This is a genomic window from Aequorivita sp. Q41, assembly GCF_039831855.1.
GTDB lineage: Bacteria > Bacteroidota > Bacteroidia > Flavobacteriales > Flavobacteriaceae > Aequorivita.
On record NZ_JBDPMS010000001.1, the window covers coordinates 1752663 to 1771049 of the forward strand.

The window sequence follows — 18387 nt, forward strand, 5'->3', positions numbered from 1 at the left end:
TGTTTCAATAGTATTGTAGGTAAAATAATAACGTGTTTTATAAAGCTAATTAATAGTTAGAAAGAAGTTTAGTAATAAAAAAACCCCGAAGTAAAAACTTCGGGGCTATCAACTACAAACTAAATAAATGAGAAAAACGTACTACATTTTTATCACTTTAACTAAACTTACAGAGTCGTCTGAAATTAATTTCATTAAATAAACACCAGGTTCTAAGCCTGATACATTAATTTGACTTGTTCTGCTACGCGGACTTTCACTAAATACTTTCTTGCCTGCTAAATCGAATACCTGAATGGTATTGATTGCTTTAGCAGCTGAAATATTTAATAAGGCATTTACTGGGTTTGGATATACTTTAAAGGTGTTTTCTTCAAAACCTTCTGTGCTTAATACTGCTTGCACAGTAACTGTAAATTCACAAGTATTAATCACTTCACCTTCATGCTCAAGGTTAAATGTTACAGTAGTTTCACCCACAGGAAACTCGGAACCCGATGGCAAGCCATTTAGTAACTTTAAAGCTACATCTGTTGTGTTGTCGCAATCAAAATCAATGTTATAATCTACAACAGTTCCAGTTTGGCCTACTGCAATTTCAACAACGATGTCTTGTGGGCATTCTATTTCACAAACTGGAATAGGCGTATTTCTTACTACAACAGTATAATCTTCTGCTTGTCCATAATAATAACTGCCACAGGGGTCTAACGAGTATCCACTGTCTGCATTTGCCATAACTCGCATTCTTGTTTTTCCGGTAACGGCATCTTGAGGTACATCAATAGTTCCTAAGGCAAGTTCCCCTTCTCCTCCGCCAGGCACCCAACCTACACAGTCAATTTCGTAAACTTCGCCTGCATCGTCTAAGATTCCGTTTTGGTTCCAGTCAATGAAAACCGAATAACAGATATCCCAAATTGGATTTCCTTGAAGCGTTACATCATAGGTTTCTCCAGTAAGTACATTTGCTTCTATATCTAAGAAAGGCTCATAGCTTGGAGCTGTAAAAGGATCTGAAGGTGAACTGTTGTCTATACCTGCAAAAATTACTCTTGTTATAGGCGCTTTTAGGGGAATATCTGGGAGGCAATAATCGAAAACGGTTATAGAATAATCTTCTGATTGTCCCGATGTATACGTTCCACAAGGGTCTAATGGCGAAGCATCTAAGCTTTTAATAAGTTTCATCCGCGTTTCTCCTAATAAAGCATCTTCAGGAACTTGAATTTTTTTCAATAATTCAATACCATCTGTTCCTGTTGAATTGGTTATATTTCCTAGTTCATACACTTCCCCAGCATCGTCTAAGATTCCATTTTGATTCCAGTCGAAAAAAGCTGTAAAATAATGAGTGTTGTCACCAGCTGTAACACCTTCTAGTCTCATTAAGTATTCATTGCCTTGTGCCACTGCGCCATTAATATCAATAAATATTTCTTGTGCAGGTGAAGTGGTTGCTTCAGAGGTGGTGTTTTGAATTCCTGCAAACGAAACATTTGTAATTGGGGTTACGGTATCTGTAATCACAACTTCACAATAAGGATTGGTATATTCAGTTACATTTAATATATAATCTTCAGCTTGCCCAAATGCAATTGTCATACAAGGGTCATAAGAAAATTGAAATTGCCATTGAATTATTCTAATTCTAGTGCTACCAGATAGAACACCCAAGGGAACATCGATAGTTGTTGTAGCTTGTTGTCCATCGGTACCTGTTGAATTTGTTAGAGTCCCAATCTCATAAATCTCGCCTGCATCATTTAAGATTCCATTTTGATTCCAGTCAATAAATGCGGTGAAATATTGGGTTAAGGAACCATCTGTATTTCCTTCAACAGTAATATCGTATGCATGTCCTTTTTCAATATTCCCTTCAATATTTAAAAAATATTCATGTTTTGGAGAAGTTATATCTGGAGAGCTGGCATTATCAATATCTGAAAAAAGCACCCTTGTTATAGGGTTAACATTTACAGCAACATCAACCTCACAATATGTATCTTGAAACTTAGCGATAGTTATAGTGTAGTCTTCTGTTTGTCCAATATCAATTGAGCTACAAGGATCTAAGGCATATGAATCTTGAGTTTTAATAATACGTATGCGTGTATCATTAATATCTGAATTTATTGGGATATAAATGTTGCTTGTGGCTTGCTGTCCATCAGTTCCTGTTGAATTTGTAATTGTGCCAATTTCGTATATTTCACCTGCATCGTCTAAAATTTCATTCTGATTCCAATCTATAAATGCAGTGAAATAGCTAGTGAAATTTCCATTTGTGTTTCCTTCTACGGTAATTTGATATTCACTTCCTTGCTCAACATTTCCTTTATTATTTAAAAAATATTCATGTGAAGGGCTTGTTGGGTCTGCATTCGTTGTGTTGTCGATACCTGCAAATGTTAGTTTTGTAATTGGTGCCACTGCAATATTAGTTTCTACTGCGCAGTATATATCTTCAATTACAATATCGCCAGTACACTCACCAATTATTTGGAAAACTCCGTCAAATCCAGAAGGGCTAGGTGTCCAAGTTACTCCTCCATCTAGGGAGGAATGTGTGTAGGCAGTTGAGCCATTAGATTTTACCTCCCAGAAATTACTTGTTGCATCGGTTCCGAAATACACATAAAGCCCTAGCCAATATTTTGATCCCCCTGGAAGCCCTTCAAGGGTTACAGGGCTTGGAAAATCTAATTCAACTTCATACCAAGGAAGGTTAAAATTAGTGCTTACCTGTGTTTGAGAAGTTGGGACAACACCAGCAAAAGAAGTGATGATGTTTCCTGGTTGTCCATTATTGTCTTCATAAATAAATATATCAGCAGCGCCAATATTATTAACTATGGTTGGAATTATTTTTTCTATTTGTATTGAGCTCCCTTCAGCAATATCAAAATCATTTGCGATATGCTTAACATGTAAGCCGAATTCTGCATTTTCAAAATTGTTTCCAGTTTCTACAATTTCGCAAGGTAAGGTTGTAATGGCTTCATTGCATTCACCAAGAATTTGGAAAACTCCGTCAAATCCTGATGCGCTTGGAGTCCAAGTTACCCCTCCATCAAGTGAGGAGTGCATAAAGGCAGTTGTTCCATTGGATTTTACTTCCCAGAAATTACTTGTGGCATCGGTACCAATAGCTACAATAATACCAACCCAATATTTTGATCCCCCTGGAAGGCCTTCAAGTGTTACCGTACTTGGCAAATCTAATTCAACTTCATACCAAGGAAGCCCAAAATTAGTGCTTACTTGTGTTTGAGAGGTTGGAATAACACCAGCAAAAGAGGTGATGATATTTCCAGGTTGCCCATTATTGTCCTCATAAATAAATATATCAGCAGCGCCAATATTATTAACGATGGTAGGAATAACTTTAGAAATATGCATCGTATCTCCTTCGTCAATATCAAAATCATTGGCAATATGCTTAACATGTAAACCAAATTCTGCATTTTCAAAATTGTTTCCAATTTCTACAATTTCGCAGGGCATGGTCGAAGCTGCTGCTTCGCACATTCCAATTAAGTTGAAAACACCATCAAAACCTGATGCGCTGGGAGTCCATGTTGCTCCTCCATCTAATGATGAATGCATAGCTACTGTAGTTCCGTTGGACTTTACTTCCCAGAAATTGCTTCCAGCATCGGTGCCAATAGCTACAATAATACCAACCCAGTATTTAGATCCACCGGCAAGACCTTCGAGTGCTACTGCAGTTGGTAAATCCAGTTCAACTTCATACCAAGGAAGCCCAAAATTACTACTTACCTGAGTTTGAGAAGTAGGAACAATCGCAGTAAAAGAAGTAATTATGGCTCCAGGTTGACCATTGTCATCTTCGTAAAATGTTATATCTGCTGTACTAATGTTATTAATAATATTGGGTATTATTTTTTCAATCGACATTGTGGTTCCTTCGGGAACATCAAAATCATTGGCGATATGCTTAAGGTGTAAACCGAATTCTCCATTTTCAAAATTGTTCCCGGGTTCCTCTATTGTACATTGTGTAGCTTGCCCAATACTTAGAATGGGTATTAATAAAGCCAGGAATAAATAAAAGCGTTTCATATTTTTTTATGGTTAAAGGTTAGTAGGTATTATTCTTTAATAATTTTAATGGTTTGAACCTCTGTGTCTGTCATCACTTTTGCTAAGTAGATTCCGTTAGCAAGAAAGGATAGGTCTAATTGAACTTTAGGAAGTTGAGGGCTAGCTTGGTAAATTACTTTACCTGAAATAGCATAGATACTAATACTAGTAAGTATTTCGTCACTTTCTATTTGCATCCTATCTGTTACAGGATTTGGATAAAAATTAATTTTATTCGTGCTAAAGTTTTCGTTCCCTAAGGGAGAGTCTACGATAACTGTATAGTCTTCCACTTGTCCGTAGCCGTAACTAGCACAAGGGTCTATTGGCGATACTTCATAGTTTTTAAGTACCCGCATAACAGTAGAACCTAATAAGGCGTCTTGTGGAACAGTTATGGTTCCTTTTAGTTGCTTACCATCGGTGCCGGTGGAATTAAAGATTGAACCAATTTCATGCATTTCACCTGGATCATTGAATATATTATTTTGATTCCAATCGATAAAAACGGTGAAAAAATCTTCCCATTCTCCATCGGAACCTGTAAAGCCTTCTAGCGTAATTTCATAGGTGCTATTTTGTCTTAAATTTCCTGTGATGTTCGTAAATACTTCGTGGGGTGGGCTCGTTGGCGCGGCACTACTTCTATGAGAAATATCTGCAATTTCAACATTAGTAATGGGTTCAATATTAACAAAACTTAATGGGCTACAATATGGGGTGTAATCCCAACAGCTTAGGTATAATCCAAAGTTGCCTTCTTCACTATCAGAACCTTCAATCATGATGTAGTAGGTTTTTGTTCCATCTGAATAGAAGGTTAATTGTGAGAATAAACCACAGCTATCGTCTACATAAGCAACTGTATTTGTAAGATTTATATCATCAAAAACTCGAATTTCAGTATCGTAACTTGTAAAGACGCTACAAAGCGAAACGGTTATGTCTTCTTCAATGCCATTACCTGTATACGAATAAAAGACATCACCAGATGCATTGCCTATTGTATTGGTAGCATTTACATTGTTGCCTTGAACTCTGTCTCCACATTCTAAAGAAATAGCTTCAGCGGGAATGTCATTTTGAGGGGGTATTTCTTCGCAACTAGCATAAAGTGTAAAATCTCCTATTTCTGCAATGAAAGCTCCTTCTATCATAATATAATATGTTGATACTCCGTCAGAAACAAAGTTGACAACAGAACGTGCATAGCAGAAATTATCATTGTAGGTAATTTCATTAGACAAAGAGCAATCAGTAAAAACTCTCATAAGTGTATCGAATTCTGTTCCTATGCACAATGAAAGTGCAATGTTTTCTGGTTGCCCATTACCGGTATATGTATAAAAAACTTCAGGGGAAGCATTTCCGCCAAAATCATCTGCTCCTACAGTGGTTCCCGTTACTTGGTTGCCACACACAATAGGTATGGCATTTTCACATGCGTTATTTGGAATATCTTGTATTTGATCTCCATTGCAAACTCCAATCAATTCATAGACAAATTCTCTATCTGTTGTATAACCCCATCCATTTGAATTATCATGAATATAAGCCCCAAAATTTCCTAATGTTGAATTCTCTGTGTTATTCCATCCGGAAGCATCTGTAAGCACTTCCATCCATATTTTTCTTCCTTGTTGATTGCCTTCAAAGAGGATATTGTCTGAAGAAACATCTAAAGTATAAACGTAATAATCAAAATCCTGACCAGACCCTAAATATGTTTCATCAATTATGCTAACATTGTTTATATTTAAAAAAGCAGTTCCAGGTAGGTTATCTGTATTATTATCATAAAAAACAAGGTCAAAAGAAGAAGCTTGATCTAAGGTTTGAATTTTTATAGTATTTATTTCAAAACTGCTTTCAGGAAGAACATCAATATCAATAGCTAAATGCTGGTTATAATCACCTATAAAAAAACCACCTGTAAAATTATATTGTGAAGGAGACCATTGCGAGCAATCTTCAGGAAGATTGGGTATTTCATCAACCACATTTAATGTATAGTCCTCAGCTTCTCCAGTATTATAAGTTATACAAGGATTAGGATTTGTATTATTCCATTGTAGTATAACACGCATTCTGGTTTCCCCAAGAACAGCATCTTGTGGAATTTCAATCTCCTTAGTGTGTGGGCCATTGTGGTGAACATTTGTGGCAACTGTATAAACCTCACCCACGTCATTTAGGATCTCGTTTTGATTCCAGTCGATAAAAACAAAAACATTTTGTGAAGATATAGCATGATTCCTAACTGAGATGGTATACGTTTCTCCAGTCTTTACCATTCCTACTTGGTCTGTATAATCATTTAATGATGGATTACACGCACTGTCGTTATTGATGCCCGCAAAAATAACTTTGTTAATATAGTCTGAGGAACAATTGTTAAAACTAGGCTCGCAGTAGTTGGCTTTATTTTGATTAGAATTTTCTTCAGCGAAAGGCCTAATTATTTTTTTGCTTTTAACGACTCTGTTGTCTTTAATAATTGTCGATGGTGTATTAACCATATCAAATTGTGCATTCCCTTTACGGGATTCGTCAGTTTGCGATTTTTTTTGCTGGCTTAATACGGTCGTTGAAATTAATAGACCAAGTAATAGCAGCGTAAATTTGTACTTTTTGTTCATAGGTGTATTTTAATTATAGTAAAATTGGGGAGTTAATTTTATTGAGGACAATTATAATCGTAATATGCTCTTAAGCCAAAAAAACACATACTCAAAAGGTACTTTCCGCGATTTTTTTAACATTTAAATTTCTTAAAAACGATGTAAGCAGCTGGTTTTTAACGAAAAAAGGGAAAATTTAAAAACAAAGCTTAATTGGGCTGGAAAAGCATTTTTTTTGAATAAAATGTGATGGAAGGAATTAATTGTAGTGCGAAAAAGAAAGATAAAATGAGTAAAATCATGCTGCAATTGGAAGCTATTTTAAAACAAATAGAAGCCTTTTGTAAGCACTATAATTTTAGTTTCCGCATTTTAAAAAGTATAAAAAGCAAGGCTTATTTTGAAAGCATCAAACTCCGTGAATCCAATTATAGATGTCGACATCATTGGGAATGTTTAATTTTTTCCGAATCTGATATTTTTTATTCTGAACAGTTCGGGGTTGAATTACCTTGTATTGTGCAATTTGTTTTGTGGTAAGGTTTAGCTTTAGAAGGGCACAGAACTCAACCTCTCCTTTTGCTAGTTTAGGATTTATTTTTAATAAGTTATCGGTGAAAGTTGGAAATGCATCGTTAAAACTAACCATAAAAGCAGGGTCGTCTTTTTTAACTAACGCTATAACTTCATTGTAGATTGCAGCTTTGTCTTCCTCTAAAATTTCATTATCTTCTAAATATTCCTTACTGAGCTGTTCGTATTTAGAATGGATTTTATTTTTATAAATAACCATTGAAATTACAGCAATTACTATGGAAACACCAATAATAATAAATATCCATAGAAAAAAAGTGCGTTGGTTTTGACTGTCAATTTCGCTTTGTTTTAATTTTCTTTTTTCAATGATTTGATGAAGCGACTTATTTTTAGTTTCAAACTGCTCTAGTTTTAATGATTGAAGTCTACTGTTGTATTCTTTAAAGGCATCGGTATCATTATTTTGCTTCGCAATATCGATGAGTGTCGTATATGTCTCTTTAAGATTTACATTTTCACCAATTTCGATTGCTAATAATTCCGACTTGTTTAAATATTCAATTGCGGTGTCAAATTCCTTTTTTTGAGCATATACTTTTCCAAGAGAAAGGTAATTGCGTAGCATGATGGCGTCATCCTTATCAATATCTTTCGGTTTTAATTTTATAGACTGGCGGGCATGATATTCCGTTGAGTCTTTATTGTATTCCATGTAATAAATACCGAGATTGGAATGATATAAGTAATTTAAATAATTACGGTAGTCACCTTCGGGCACTCTATTAAATTCTTTTCCTCCTAATTTCATCATCTTTACGGCAGTTCTAGGTTTGTTTAACTGCGAGTAAGTATTGGCGAAACTTATGTAAATGTTCGATTTCGTATTTATTATGCTTAGGTTAAGGCTGTCTTCTTTTTCAAGAAGTAGCAAGGCATTTTGCAATTCTATCAAGGCATCCTCAAAAAGCGTATTGAATTTTAATGATTCAGCTAAGTACATTTTTGATAAGGATTGCATCCGGTTATCATGGTATTCTACGGCCTTCTTAGAGAGCGCATCTGATGCTTTTACTAAACCAAAAGCATCTTCTTTCTGAAAATGATACCTGCATTTATTAGCAAGTAAAAGTAATTCTGCTTTTTTATCACCTACGATAAGAGCTTCTTTTAGAAGGCCTTCCATGTTAAGTTTGGCTTGCTCTAAGTCAGTAAGCATCAACTTTTGGTTGTCTTGTATTCGTATGTCTAAAGAAACCTCTTTGGTATGCGTATCATTCTGAGAGTTTATTTGCGTATAACTTGAGGCGTAAATAAAGGGGATGATTAAATATAAAAAGATTTTAAAATTAGATTGCATCAGAAAAAGTTGTTGAACATTTATTAAAATAATAAAATGCGCTAAGTTTTGGGGTTACTGTTTGTTATGTGCCAAAATAGATGGTTTTTATAAATTTCAGCGAACTATTATTAGTTTGTGAAAATACAAATTCTAGACGCCAGAACTAAAAAAAATAGACTTGTATTTTTAACAATTTTTACAATACATATTCATTCTAAAAATTGAAGTGTTTTTTGAAAGCTTTTAACCCGATTTTAGTGCATTTTTAATCGTTTGGAATACTATTTTTTGCTGTTTTAGTATTGTTTCATTTCTCCCCTCTCTCTTTTTTCTATATTTACACGTATTTTTGTAAGAAAATACATTCCAAAAGTCTTTTTATTAACGCGTATAAACATATTCTTTGGTTCGTAATGTGTTTGTAGTTAATATTTTATTGGGCTCTACTTTAAAAATAAATATTTAATTTTTAAAAAATAATGAAGGTATTTGATCGCCTTATTTTTTTATTGGTTTTGTTCTTATTTCCTTTTCAGTTTTTTGCTCAAAATGAAACGCAGGAAGCTGTTGTGGCGCGTATTGATTTGGGGGTTAAATATTTATCAGAAAAACAACATATAAAATCGATTGAAGAGTTAATTTCAGCCAAAGAAATTGCCATTCGCAATAAATGGTATTCTCAAGCTTTTAATGCCACTTTAAATATTGGGACCAACTACTATTTAATGATGGATTATGGCGAAGCATTTCAATATTACTTGCAGGCGTATGAGATTGCTATAAAACACCTGGAAGTTCGAAATGAAATGGCTGTTTTCAATAATATTGGTGTTTTATATGTTGAAGAGGATGATAAAATAAAGGCTGAAGAATCTTTTTTTAAGGCCTATGAAATTGCAAAAAAGGTTGATGATAAGAAAAGGATTGGTGCCTATGGGATTAATATAGCCTTGCTTTTAAATAAAATTGGAAAAATAGAACTTGCTGAAAAATATATAGAGGAAGCACTGCCCCTATTAGAGGAAAAATCCAATGTACTCCTGCTGGCAAAAATAGCAAAAGCTGAAAATCTATTTTTGAAAAACCAATTTTCAAAAGCTTCTGAATTAGCACTACAAATTTTGCCACAAATAAATAATCTTACCATTTCAGAAGGGAATGCTACGGTGAATGATAAAATTACACTTTTGCTTATTCTAAGCCAGATTTATGAAAAACAATACCAATATAAAGTTGCGTTAGAGTATGCTTTGCGTGCGCGTAATGCCCAAGAAAACTTAGAAGGCCGTAAAGAGATTTATAGTCGTATAGCTTCACTTTATGGAAAAACGGACGATTATAAAAAAGCCTTTTTCTATAAAGACTCGGTAGTAATAGCTACAGATTCATTGTTTGCAATAAAAAATGCGGCTTTGTTTAAAAGTGAAAAAGTAAAATTCCAAATTCAGAATTATCAGCATGAACTTTCAGAAAGCAAAAAAGCGCGGAATCAAGAGAAACAGTTTTATTATACCGTGCTTATATGTGTGATAGGTGGGATGGGGTTTTTAATTTGGGTTTATAAAAACAATTCATTAAAACACAAACAACGAAAAAAAATTATTGAGTTAGAATTGGCTAAAGAGAAAAGTGACCACCTTTTAGTGGAAAGAAAACATCGCGAAACCGAAGCTTTAGTCTTACTTGAAAAAGAACGACTTAAAAACGAGTTAGATACTAAAAATAGAGAGCTCACGGCCAAGGCAATGTATTTAGCGAGTAAAAATGAACTTATTGAAGATGTTGTGCAGTCGCTTTCTAAACAAACAGAAATCGCTTCTAACACCCAATTGAAGAGTAAGCTAAATGATTTAAAAAAGCATTTAAAAAAAGAAACCCAATGGGATAGTTTTTTTGTGCATTTTGAAGAGTTAAATAGAGGTTTTTTAGATAAGCTTACTGCCAAGCATCCTAAGTTAACCCAAAATGATATTAGATTTATAACGTTCCTTTATATGAATTTAAGTTATAAAGAAATTGCTTCCCTTTTAAATATTACACCGCAATCTTGCAGAAAGCGAAAGGAACGTATTTCTAAGAAAATGAATGTTCCCGATGAGCTTTCTCTCTACGCCTATCTATCTGCTTTATAGGAGGACGTCACGTTATGAGGCGCTATATGTCACAAAATGTCTAATGCCGTTAAGCCCTATCCCTACGGCTTCTAACTACTTTTATAAGATTATTAATCTGAATTGATTTTTAAGAAAAACAGGACTATAACTATATAGTGATTTTTGTTTTTGCTGCTTAAAAATCTAATCTAAAACTAATCTTATGACAAAAATTAACGTTAAAAAAAGTATTGTTCTACTTGCTTGCTGTCTTGGGTTTTCTGCAATACATGCCCAATACTCTCAGGAAGCAAAAATAGTAAGTGATACCAGAGAGGGGCGTGCCGAATTCGGAACTTCAGTAGCAATTACTGAAAACTTTGCTGTAGTAGGTGCTTCAAGAGAAAATGGAGCCTCTGGAGCCGCCTATGTTTATGTAAAAGATAACCAGGGAAAATGGGGCTTTGCACAACAATTGGTCGCTACAGATCCTAATAACGGCGCAGAATATGGTGGTGGTGTAAAATTCTCAGAGGATTATTTAGTGGTTGCTGCTGGGAGAGCTGATTATGATGGTCTTCAAAGAACAGGAGCGCTATATATTTATGACTATCTAAATAACAACTGGGAGTTTGATGCAAAATTAATAGCCTCAGATTATAGTAGCGATGCAAAACTAGGTATGAATCCTACTTCATTAGATGTTCAAGCTAATACCATTGTTGCCGGTGCCCCAGGAGATGACTCATGGACTGGTGCTGTCTATGTGTTCACTAAAGTTGCTGGCGTATGGGAGGAGACCCAAAAATTAATGAGCCCCCTACCAGTAGCATTTGATGCTTTTGGGATTGGGGTTTCAATTTCAGGAAACTATCTAGCGATAGGTGCAAATGCTGTAGATGGCCGTAAAGGCGCAGTGTATATCTATATTAAAACTAGCAATGGTGTTTGGGAGTATGACCAAACAATTATGGCTTCCGACGGGGTAGACGATGACTTTTTTGGAAGTTCCGTTAGTTTGGCTGGAGAGCAAATGGTAGTTGGTGCTTATGGAGTAGAACAAGAAAAAGGAACTGCTTATGTTTTTGAAAAAAATAGTGATGATGTATGGGTTGAAGTACAGAAATTAAAAGGTAATCCTTTCAATGATCGCGTACAATATGGATGGACTACCGCTATTCAGAAAGATTATATCGCGGTAACTGCACCACACATATACGGTTCAGAAGCAGGAGAAGTTTACTTGTACAAAAGAGAAAACTCTGGCGTATGGGTTGAAGATCAAATTATTCAAGGAGCTGATACCCAAAGTGAAGATGCTTTTGGATGGAGTGTAGGAATGTATAAAGATAAAATAATTATAGGTTCGCCAACAGAAGACCATGACGAAACGGGTGCCAACGAAATAGGCGATGCTGGTTCTTCATACATTTTTAAAAACCCAAGCTTATTAGCGCTTACAGATTTTGATGCGCATAACAACGTAATATCCATGTTCCCAAATCCTACTGAAACTATTTTGAATATTGAAAGTCAGGCTATAGCGCTAGATTACATACGGGTTTACGCCATAACTGGCGCACTCTTAAATGAGAGTAGAACGATAAATAACTCCAAATTACTATTGGATACTTCAAATTATAATAAAGGGATTTATTTTATAGAAGTGACTTTAGAAAATGGGTTGAAAGTGACGCAGAAAATAATTAAAAACTAACAAAAAAACACAGTAAGCATAAAAAAGAAAACATGAAAAAAATTAAAATTTTAACTGTTATAATGTTTTTAGGCATGGCATATTGGCCTGCTTCAGCCCAATTTCTCGAAAGTTTCGATACTGAAATTCCACGGGAATGGAGAATACATGATAATGATGGGCAAGGAGGTACTTGGCATTATAATGCTGGGGATGGATATCGAGGTCCTGGGGGAGCTCGTATTACTTTTGAAGAAAATGCACATGACGATTATTTGATTTCACCTCAATTCACTGTAAACTCCGGAATATCAGATTATATTTCGTTTTATGCAGGTGGGTCTGGTGTGGCACACCCAGAAACATTCGATGTTAAGTTGTCTACTACAGGTGCGGATCCTGCAGATTTTACGGTTGTTTTGGGTTCAGAAATTACTATAACCGATGTGGATGATTTAGGCGAATATGTAAATTACGCCTACAATTTAGCTGCTTATGATGGGCAGGATGTATTTATTGCCATAGTAGCTACTTCAACAGCAGCATTTCGTTTTTATGTAGATGAGTTTTCAGTGGAAGCATTGCCGCGTTGTCCAAAACCTTCAAGTTTTGAGATTGAAAACTTAACTGCAACTACTTTAGATTTAAATTGGAGAGCTGGAGGTTCAGAAAATGAGTGGGTTGTAAAATATGGCCTTTCAGGTTTCGATCCCGAAACTGAAGGAGAAACAAAATCTGTTGTAGGAAGCCCAAATACAAGCCTTAGCGGTTTAGAATCTGGCGCGCTACTCGATATTTATATAAAAGCGGTATGTGATAATGGAAATGGGGAAAGTGAATTTGGTGGCCCTCTTCGGTTTTTTACCCCTTGTTTAGCAGCAACGGTTCCTTTCTTTGAAGGGTTTGAAAATGGATACGCACATAATGATAACCTAGGCGGATGTTGGAGTCAAGAATTGATTCAAAACACCTATTGGAAAACCAATAACTCAATTACAGCAAACAATAGAGCACCACGTACTGGAGACTGGAATATTTATTTAGCATACGGAAGCGAAAACTGGATGTTTTATCCAATAGAAGTTCAAGGTGGAATAAGTTATACACTTACTTTTTATGCTAGACAAAGTAATACATTAGGAGCAACTGTGACTGCTAGTTATGGCGTTTCTAATGATTCTGGCGCGATGATTAACAGAATTATTCCAACCACTGAAATTACACAAGGCGATTATCAAGAAGTTACTGGCGCATTTATACCCGATACCACTGGAGTAATTTATATTGGCGTAAATGCACAAGTTGGTCCAGGGTTTTATCCATTCTATTTGTCTATGGACGACCTTTCAGTTACAGAGTCTCAGACGTGTTTAAAACCAGTTAATATGCAAATAGATGAAGCTATGCCTACCTCAGCGATTGTTAGTTGGACCCCTGGAGCTTCAGAAACAGATTGGTTGGTAAAATATGGAGAACCAGGATTTGATCCACTTACAGATGGTCTTTCTGCTGTGGTGAGCGGTAGTGCCAATGTTTCTTTAACAGACCTTATTCCAGCGCATATTTACAATGTATTTGTTAAGTCTGTGTGTGGCGGTTCTGATGGGAATAGTTATTATACAGGTCCAATAACTTTAAAAACGACGCCTGTAAATGATATGCTGTGTAATGCTACACCATTAGTAGTGGATGCGGCTTGCACCGGCAGTAGTTATACAAATGTAGGGGCTACATTAGAAGTAAACGAACGTATGGGAACTTGTTATGATGCAGCAGGTGAACAAACTGTTTGGTTTAGTTTTGAAGCGCCTGCAAGTGGAAATGTTACAGTTACTACAGATTTTGAGAGGGGAACTTTAGAAGATACAGAATTAGCTGTGTTTGCTGCTCCGTCAGATTGTGCCAACCTTGCGACCCTTGGTGCCGAAGTAGGCTGTGATGAAGACGGTGGAAATACCGGAACTGGATTTTTAGCTACAGTAACCTTAACAGATTTAATAGCAGGCGATACTTATTTTGTTCAAATAAATGGGTTTATGAGTTTTGATGATGGCACCATGGAAGGTACTTTCTGTATTGAAGTAAATGATGATGGAGTATCATGCCCTCAACCTACAGATATTAGTGTTACAAACGTTTCTACAAATTCTGCTGAAGTAAGCTGGAGAGTATCTGGCAACGAAACAGCGTGGGAAGTTAAATACGGAGCATTAGGTTTTGATCCAAATACTGCAGGGATGAGTGTAATAGATGCCGATGGAGACCCTGGGCAAGTTTTAACTGATTTAGACCCCGATACGGCTTACGAAGTGTATGTTCGTGCGCTTTGTGCCACGGATGATGAAAGTGAATATACCGGTCCGGAATCTTTTAATACAATGCAATTAGCAGTTGCGAATGAAAATTTTAGTTCTTTTATGTTTTATCCAAATCCAATAAAAGATAAATTAAACCTAAGCGCGAAAGATCCTATAGAGAAAATAGAAGTCTATAGCCTCTTAGGACAGAAAATAATTGAAGTAAGGAGCAATACTTCGCAGGTTCAATTAAATACAAATGCGATGCAACAAGGGGTATACTTTATAAAAGTAACCATTAATAAAGCTGAAAAAGTATTTAGGGTCGTGAAAGAATAAAATCTTTAAATACATAATCTAAAAAGAGACTGCGTTTATTTGCAGTCTCTTTTTTATTGAATCAGCTTAAGTTTTATCGATTTTATTTTTCAACACACCCTCCTTCTGCCCAAGAAGTTACTCCCGCACGATTTGCAGCACAAGGATTTGAATATGTTTTGCCATCACAGCCACAAACAGGCTTGTATTCCATAGTGCACGGACCATCACTAATTTTTGAAGGATCAATACAGGCAAGCATTTTTGAACTACTGCAAGCATATAATGCAATCGAAACCAACAAAATTAAGGCTGCGGCTAAATATTTTTTTGTTTTCATAACAAACATAGGTTTTAAATGAATTCCTACATTAAATATACTAAAAGAATAAAAAAAATAGCCTTACACAACGCTATATTCCGTTTTTTAAAATAACTCTGTACAATAAAAACCTTGGTTTTGTAAAGTAGTTGTAATAGCAATTGGTTCCAAAAACTGGGTTTCAACCCGGAGAATATTATCGCAATCCTCCAAGTCAAAATTCCAGCTATCATTTTTGTAGGTTAATTTGTTTAACAGGGGTTGTAGCTGTTTTATTTCATAATTTTTAGTAACAGATGTTTTAAAAACCAATACTTTGTGTATACTATCTTTCATAAAATGCTGGTGGTTCTATTCCAAGCGAACGTAAATAGACATATCCTTGCCCGCGATGGTGGATTTCATTATCAATAAAATAAAATAATGAAGACCAAACGGTGCCTTCATACATTCCAAAAAGTGTAATATTTTCCTGAAAACGTGCTTCAGAAATTTGAGGCCAAAGCACATTAATTTGCGCTGTGGCTTCGTCCCAAAGCTGAAGCATTTTTGCTTTGCTATTTTCATGATCCACATGCTCTACCAAAGGCGCGGACTTTCCTGAAACAATTTCTTGAACTCCTGGAGCTGCAATGCCTAAAAGTTCCATAATCATTTCTGCGAAAGTTCGCATTCCACCTAGCGAATGATTAAAAAATTCTTTTTCAGGAAAAGCCTCAATTGTTCTTCGGGTCAAATTTCTATGCCCTTGTAAATGACTTAATAAATCGTCTGTTGTAATTGCTGTTTTAGTTATTGTTGCATTCATGATTAATTTCTTTTAAGTGATTATTGTTTCTGAAAACAAAATTAAATAGGACGTGTGACAGCAGTTTGTCAGTAGAAAAAATTAAACATTGGTTTTTTTATGTACTACGTTTTAATACTGAGCGAATCTTCTGAAATAGTATCTTTGAAACATGAGCGATGAAACTTTAAACCGTTTTGATAGAATTATTGCAATTCTTATTCAATTACAATCTAAAAAGGTTGTAAAAGCTCAAGAATTAGCAGATCGGTTTGGTGTTAGTTTGCGTACCATTTATAGAGATGTTCGCTCGCTTGAAGCTTCGGGAGTTCCTATTGTTAGTGAGGCTGGCGTGGGGTATTCTATAATGGATGGGTACCGTTTGCCGCCAGTTATGTTTACACGCGAGGAAGCCAGTAGTTTTGTGGCTGCAGAAAAACTGATGAAGAAATTTACCGATAAATCCTTTGGGGGGTATTACGAATCTGCAATGTTTAAATTGAAATCGGTATTACGTGGAACGGAAAAAGAATGGATTGATAGGTTGCAATCGCAAGTAATAATTAATCCGGATGTAACCCTTTTTAATACAAATATTCCAAATGCTTTAGAGCTGCTTTTTGAAAGTATTGCCGAAAAAAAACAGGTTTTTGTGCGCTACCAATCTGTTGCATCCGAGACACCTTCTGAACGCAATTTGGAGCCCGTTGGTGTTTTCCATGAAAATAACTACTGGTATATTTTGGCGTATTGTCATTTCAGAAAAGAGTACCGGCAATTCCGAACCGATAGGTTGGTGAAAATTCAGCGCACAACTATTCCTTTTCAATTAAAACATGGAACGCTTGATGAATACAAGCAAGAGAAAAATGATTCCCCTAAAATTAAAGTGCGAATTCTTGTAGATAAAAGTATCGTGAAATATATAAAAGCAGATCGAAAACACTATGGTTTTGTGTCGGAAGAAGTAAAAGGTGAAAGTGTTGAAATGGTTTTTTTTACACCCAATGTTAACCACGGTTTTGCACGTTGGTATTTAATGTTTGGGGATTATGCACAAGTTTTGGAACCGCAGAGCTTAAAGCTACGCTTGTTAGAAATTGTAGAAAGCACAAAAGAGCGCCTATCAAAATAGCGTTATTTCGGCGTGTTTTTGATATTTACTGTGAATTGCTTTCAGAAATGCGTAGCATTCATGATTTCAAAAATTTAAAATATAAATGGAGGAATAATTGTATTTTAGGTGATTATTCACAGTTACCTAAAGGTTCGGATATAGATGATGATGGTTGTGAATTGCTTTCAGAATTGTATTTTAGGTGATTATTCACAGTTGAAGTGTAACGAATAGTAATATGAAATCGGTTGTGAATTGCTTTCAGAATTGTATTTTAGGTGATTATTCACAGTGTTAACTCACTTGTAAAGGTTTGTTTAAGTGTTGTGAATTGCTTTCAGAATTGTATTTTAGGTGATTATTCACAGTTCATAACGAATAAAACACTATTAAACTAACGTTGTGAATTGCTTTCAGAATTGTATTTTAGGTGATTATTCACAGTTTGATAGGCTTATTTCTGAACAGGATGCTAGTTGTGAATTGCTTTCAGAATTGTATTTTAGGTGATTATTCACAGTCCATTGCAGTTGTTCCACCATAAAGACCTGGTTGTGAATTGCTTTCAGAATTGTATTTTAGGTGATTATTCACAGTCTCATTTAAATAGTTGCTCGTATGTTACATGTTGTGAATTGCTTTCAGAATTGTATTTTAGGTGATTATTCACAGTTTATTTGAAATATTAATCTACTTTCAGCTTGTTGTGAATTGCTTTCAGAATTGTATTTTAGGTGATTATTCACAGTATTCTGCCGGAAACAAATCTACGTTATCAGGTTGTGAATTGCTTTCAGAATTGTATTTTAGGTGATTATTCACAGTGTCAAGATATTGCTTGTATTCCACTTTATAGTTGTGAATTGCTTTCAGAATTGTATTTTAGGTGATTATTCACAGTTATAGGCTTTGCTAACCGACGCTGAATTTTGTTGTGAATTGCTTTCAGAATTGTATTTTAGGTGATTATTCACAGTCAGCTTTTCCAGCAGCACTTTCTTTCCCTAGTTGTGAATTGCTTTCAGAATTGTATTTTAGGTGATTATTCACAGTTAGTTGAGCAGCAATTAGAAAGTTTTGATGGTTGTGAATTGCTTTCAGAATTGTATTTTAGGTGATTATTCACAGTTTTTGAAACCAATAAATTCATAAA

Annotated in this window: 10 protein-coding genes and 1 CRISPR repeat array (1 of these 11 cut by a window edge); of the genes, 4 read left to right on the forward strand and 6 right to left on the reverse strand. The window is 35.2% G+C overall.

All coding sequences use genetic code 11. The features are described 5' to 3' along the window. Positions 1-141: 141 nt before the first annotated feature. The 3 genes from ABJ955_RS08105 to ABJ955_RS08115 form a co-directional block, all read right to left on the reverse strand. The gene (locus ABJ955_RS08105; RefSeq protein WP_347374081.1) at positions 142-4086 is read right to left on the reverse strand and encodes a GEVED domain-containing protein; all 3945 of its coding nucleotides are present in this window, start codon (positions 4084-4086) and stop codon (positions 142-144) included. 29 nt (positions 4087-4115) lie between these two features. Then, positions 4116-6746 carry a GEVED domain-containing protein gene (locus ABJ955_RS08110; RefSeq protein WP_347374082.1) on the reverse strand — a complete coding sequence of 877 codons (2631 nt, stop codon included), beginning with the start codon at positions 6744-6746 and terminating at the stop codon, positions 4116-4118. Between the two features lie 391 nt (positions 6747-7137). Next, entirely contained in the window at positions 7138-8622 is a 1485-nt protein-coding gene (locus tag ABJ955_RS08115; protein WP_347374083.1) for a LuxR C-terminal-related transcriptional regulator, read from the reverse strand. A 461-nt stretch (positions 8623-9083) separates the two neighbouring features. Between ABJ955_RS08115 and ABJ955_RS08120 the strand changes: the two genes are divergently transcribed. The 3 genes from ABJ955_RS08120 to ABJ955_RS08130 all read left to right on the forward strand — a co-directional run bounded on the left by ABJ955_RS08120 (position 9084) and on the right by ABJ955_RS08130 (position 15029). Beyond that, positions 9084-10736, forward strand: coding sequence for a tetratricopeptide repeat protein (locus ABJ955_RS08120; protein ID WP_347374084.1), 1653 nt, complete (start codon positions 9084-9086; stop codon positions 10734-10736). A gap of 184 nt (positions 10737-10920) precedes the next feature. Further along, positions 10921-12414, forward strand: a complete 1494-nt coding sequence (locus tag ABJ955_RS08125) for a T9SS type A sorting domain-containing protein (protein ID WP_347374085.1) — start codon at positions 10921-10923, stop codon at positions 12412-12414. A gap of 32 nt (positions 12415-12446) precedes the next feature. After that, positions 12447-15029 carry a fibronectin type III domain-containing protein gene (locus ABJ955_RS08130; protein WP_347374086.1) on the forward strand — a complete coding sequence of 861 codons (2583 nt, stop codon included), beginning with the start codon at positions 12447-12449 and terminating at the stop codon, positions 15027-15029. Positions 15030-15111: 82 nt separating this feature from the next. Here the strand turns inward: ABJ955_RS08130 and ABJ955_RS08135 are convergent, their stop codons facing one another. The 3 genes from ABJ955_RS08135 to ABJ955_RS08145 form a co-directional block, all read right to left on the reverse strand. Next, positions 15112-15348, reverse strand: coding sequence for a Kazal-type serine protease inhibitor domain-containing protein (locus ABJ955_RS08135; RefSeq protein WP_347374087.1), 237 nt, complete (start codon positions 15346-15348; stop codon positions 15112-15114). Positions 15349-15435: 87 nt separating this feature from the next. Further along, positions 15436-15666 carry a hypothetical protein gene (locus tag ABJ955_RS08140; protein ID WP_347374088.1) on the reverse strand — a complete coding sequence of 77 codons (231 nt, stop codon included), beginning with the start codon at positions 15664-15666 and terminating at the stop codon, positions 15436-15438. After that, positions 15656-16138: a DinB family protein gene (locus ABJ955_RS08145; protein ID WP_347374089.1), complete on the reverse strand. Its 483-nt coding sequence runs from the start codon at positions 16136-16138 to the stop codon at positions 15656-15658. Before ABJ955_RS08145 ends, ABJ955_RS08140 begins: the two co-directional genes overlap by 11 nt. 151 nt (positions 16139-16289) lie before the next feature. Here ABJ955_RS08145 and ABJ955_RS08150 point away from each other — a divergent pair, with 151 nt between their 5' ends. Further along, positions 16290-17252 carry a YafY family protein gene (locus ABJ955_RS08150; protein WP_347374090.1) on the forward strand — a complete coding sequence of 321 codons (963 nt, stop codon included), beginning with the start codon at positions 16290-16292 and terminating at the stop codon, positions 17250-17252. 761 nt (positions 17253-18013) lie between these two features. Beyond that, positions 18014-18387: direct repeats of the CRISPR family, unit length 46 nt; unit sequence GTTGTGAATTGCTTTCAGAATTGTATTTTAGGTGATTATTCACAGT (it continues 1949 nt past the right edge of the window).

What these genes read in the sequence shown, in the direction of transcription:
- ABJ955_RS08105 (WP_347374081.1), bottom strand. Translation starts at nt 4,086, where the DNA reads ATGAAACGCTTTTATTTATTCCTGGCTTTATTAATACCCATTCTAAGT.
- ABJ955_RS08110 (WP_347374082.1), bottom strand. Translation starts at nt 6,746, where the DNA reads ATGAACAAAAAGTACAAATTTACGCTGCTATTACTTGGTCTATTAATT.
- ABJ955_RS08115 (WP_347374083.1), bottom strand. Translation starts at nt 8,622, where the DNA reads ATGCAATCTAATTTTAAAATCTTTTTATATTTAATCATCCCCTTTATT.
- ABJ955_RS08120 (WP_347374084.1), top strand. Translation starts at nt 9,084, where the DNA reads ATGAAGGTATTTGATCGCCTTATTTTTTTATTGGTTTTGTTCTTATTT.
- ABJ955_RS08125 (WP_347374085.1), top strand. Translation starts at nt 10,921, where the DNA reads ATGACAAAAATTAACGTTAAAAAAAGTATTGTTCTACTTGCTTGCTGT.
- ABJ955_RS08130 (WP_347374086.1), top strand. Translation starts at nt 12,447, where the DNA reads ATGAAAAAAATTAAAATTTTAACTGTTATAATGTTTTTAGGCATGGCA.
- ABJ955_RS08135 (WP_347374087.1), bottom strand. Translation starts at nt 15,348, where the DNA reads ATGAAAACAAAAAAATATTTAGCCGCAGCCTTAATTTTGTTGGTTTCG.
- ABJ955_RS08140 (WP_347374088.1), bottom strand. Translation starts at nt 15,666, where the DNA reads ATGAAAGATAGTATACACAAAGTATTGGTTTTTAAAACATCTGTTACT.
- ABJ955_RS08145 (WP_347374089.1), bottom strand. Translation starts at nt 16,138, where the DNA reads ATGAATGCAACAATAACTAAAACAGCAATTACAACAGACGATTTATTA.
- ABJ955_RS08150 (WP_347374090.1), top strand. Translation starts at nt 16,290, where the DNA reads ATGAGCGATGAAACTTTAAACCGTTTTGATAGAATTATTGCAATTCTT.